The 2,731-nt window shown below is 61.7% G+C and carries 5 protein-coding genes; 4 read left to right on the forward strand and 1 reads right to left on the reverse strand.

Going from position 1 to position 2,731, the window contains the following annotated elements:
- Positions 1-37: 37 nt before the first annotated feature.
- Positions 38-220 (forward strand): DUF3008 family protein, encoded by a 183-nt coding sequence (locus EOD07_RS29660; RefSeq protein WP_127237864.1) that lies wholly within the window; start codon positions 38-40, stop codon positions 218-220.
- A gap of 71 nt (positions 221-291) precedes the next feature.
- On the opposite strand, the gene EOD07_RS29665 is transcribed toward EOD07_RS29660, so the two are convergent.
- Positions 292-495: a hypothetical protein gene (locus EOD07_RS29665; protein WP_040981271.1), complete on the reverse strand. Its 204-nt coding sequence runs from the start codon at positions 493-495 to the stop codon at positions 292-294.
- Between the two features lie 371 nt (positions 496-866).
- On the opposite strand from EOD07_RS29665, the gene rpsD reads away from it, so the two are divergent.
- From rpsD to EOD07_RS29680, 3 genes are all read left to right on the forward strand, one after another.
- Positions 867-1,484: a 30S ribosomal protein S4 gene (rpsD, locus tag EOD07_RS29670; protein WP_040981269.1), complete on the forward strand. Its 618-nt coding sequence runs from the start codon at positions 867-869 to the stop codon at positions 1,482-1,484.
- A 167-nt stretch (positions 1,485-1,651) separates the two neighbouring features.
- Positions 1,652-2,536, forward strand: coding sequence for a tRNA 2-thiocytidine(32) synthetase TtcA (gene ttcA / locus EOD07_RS29675; RefSeq protein ID WP_206519597.1), 885 nt, complete (start codon positions 1,652-1,654; stop codon positions 2,534-2,536).
- Positions 2,526-2,731, forward strand: a 206-nt coding sequence (locus EOD07_RS29680) for an inositol monophosphatase family protein (RefSeq protein WP_281059094.1), incomplete at its 3' end; no start/stop codon positions are given. The genes ttcA and EOD07_RS29680, both read left to right, overlap by 11 nt.

Raw genomic sequence — 2,731 nt, forward strand, 5'->3', positions numbered from 1 at the left:
GCCTCCGCGTTTTTCCCGCAGCAAAGGTGAGACAGCCATGCCCGCTACATCGCAAGCCCAGCAAAAGGCCGCCGGCGCGGCACTTTCCGCCAAGCGCGGCGAGATCAAGAAAAGCGAGCTCAAGGGCGCGTCGCGCGAGATGTACGATTCCATGAGCGAGAAGCAGCTCGAAGAATTCGCCGAGACCAAACGCAAAGGCCTGCCCGGCAAGAAGTCATGAAGCGAGACATCGGGACGAAAAAGCCCGCGGTGCTGTCCGCGGGCTTCGTCTGGATTTAGCCCAAGCGTCAGCTAGCGGCGCCACCAGCAGTGCCGCGTCTTGTAGCGCACGACTTGACGATGGCCGTGCCGCCAGACCACTTTTTTCTTCACCACGACGCGGCACACCTGCTTATGGCCATGCCAATGCCTGGCCATGGCCGGCTCAGGCGTCATGACCGCCATCGACCCGGCCAACACGGCGGCTCCGGTCAGGGTAAGGAAGAACTTCTTCATGGGAATTCGGACTCCTCTGTTCCAGTCCCTTCATCAAATGCAGGGCGTTTGCGTCCTAAGACGCCGCGTCCGCCCGGATGCCGCCGGCGTGCAACTTTCCGCCACACCCAGCACCGCATGCAACGCAGGGATGATATCGGGTTGGCGTCGGTGCCGCCAGCCACAAGCTTGACAGCGGTTAAATCTGTGTTTAACAGGCCCACCAACACCGGGTGGCGACGCCCGGTGGTTTCTTTTGACGTGTCCCGTGGGTTTTCCGTCGCTTTGCGTGGGAAACCCTGTCAGGTCTCGAAAACGGAGGCCAGAGGAGGGCGCGTTTCCTTCGCCCGGAGCCATGGGGTTCCGGGTATATTGTTTTGAAAGGGAATGCGATGAGCAAGCGCGAATCCGCGAAATACAAGATCGACCGCCGTCTCGGCGAAAACATCTGGGGCCGCCCGAAGTCCCCGGTCAACAAGCGTGAATACGGCCCCGGCCAGCACGGCCAGCGCCGCAAGGGCAAGCTTTCCGACTTCGGCCTGCAGCTGCGCGCCAAGCAGAAGCTGAAGGGTCACTATGGCGACGTTTCGGAAAAGCAGTTCCGCAAGGTCTATGAAGAGGCCAACCGCCGCAAGGGCGACACCTCCGAGAACCTGATCGGCCTGCTGGAGTCGCGCCTCGACGCGATCGTCTATCGCGCCAAGTTCGTGCCGACGATCTTCGCGGCCCGTCAGTTCGTCAACCACGGCCATGTCAACGTCAACGGCAAGCGCACCAACATCGGTTCGTATCGCTGCAAGCCGGGCGATGTCATCGAGGTGCGCGAGAAGTCGAAGCAGCTCGTCATCGTTCTGGAATCGGTCGCTCTCGCCGAGCGCGACGTGCCGGACTACATCGAAGCCGACCACAACAAGATGACCGCGACCTTCGCGCGCGTTCCGGGCCTGTCGGACGTTCCCTTCGCCGTGCAGATGGAACCGAACCTGGTCGTCGAATTCTACTCGCGCTGATCGAACTGGATCAGCCGCAGCATCCAAAGGCCGCCTCTCGAGGCGGCCTTTTCTTTGACGGTCAGGGCTATTCACTTTGGCCGCATTTATGCGACGCCATGTGATTCCACTCGGCTGCAAAATGCTCTAAAGCCGAGCGCTGACAACGCGGAGCCGGCGCCATGAATATGTTGCCAGACCTCAAATCACTCGAGCCTATCGACGACGATGCCGAAGGCGGCTTTCATCCGCTGTTCCGCGACGTGCCGGCCTCGGTCGAGTTCAACAAGCTGCGTAAGCGGCTGTTGAGGCTCACCCGTCAAGCGATCGAGGATTTCGCCATGGTCAAACCCGGCGAACGTTGGCTGGTGGCGCTTTCAGGCGGCAAGGATTCCTACGGGTTGCTGGCGCTTCTGCTCGACCTCAAATGGCGCGGCCTGCTGCCGGTGGAGCTGCTCGCCTGCAACCTCGACCAGGGCCAGCCGAATTTCCCGAAGCACATCCTGCCCGATTATCTCAACGCCAACGGCATCGCGCACCGCATCGAATGCCAGGACACCTACTCGGTGGTGACCGACAAATTGCCGGAGGGCAGCACCTATTGCTCGCTCTGCTCGCGGCTGCGGCGCGGCCACCTCTACCGAATCGCGCGCGAGGAGGGGTGTTCGGCGCTGGTGCTTGGCCATCACCGCGAGGACATACTCGAAACCTTCTTTATGAACCTGTTCCATGGCGGGCGTCTCGCCGCCATGCCGCCCAAGCTCCTCAATGACGAGGGCGACGTCATGGTGCTGCGGCCGCTTGCCTATAGTGCTGAAGCCGACCTCGAGAAATTCGCCAACGCGATGAAATTCCCGATCATCCCATGTGACCTCTGCGGCAGCCAGGAAGGGCTGCAGCGCAACGCCATGAAGGCGATGCTCGACGACATCGAGAAGCGCATGCCGGGCCGCAAGGACACGATGATCCGCGCCATGACCAATGTAAGGCCCTCGCATCTCCTGGACAGGAAGCTGTTCGACTTTGCGGGGCTCGACGCCAGCCTGGGACAAGAAACATCAGATGAAATTTGACGACCGTTCGATCGACTGGCTGGCCGAGCTTCTTGCAGACGCCGCCAGGACTGAAATCATGCCGCGCTTCCGCCGGCTGGGCGAGGGCGACGTGCGCCAGAAGACGTCCGCCGCCGACCTCGTCACCGAGGCGGACGTCAATGCCGAAAGGCTGATCACCGCCCGGCTGCGCGAACGCTATCCCGACGCCATGGT

This window comes from Mesorhizobium sp. M2C.T.Ca.TU.002.02.1.1, assembly GCF_003997225.1.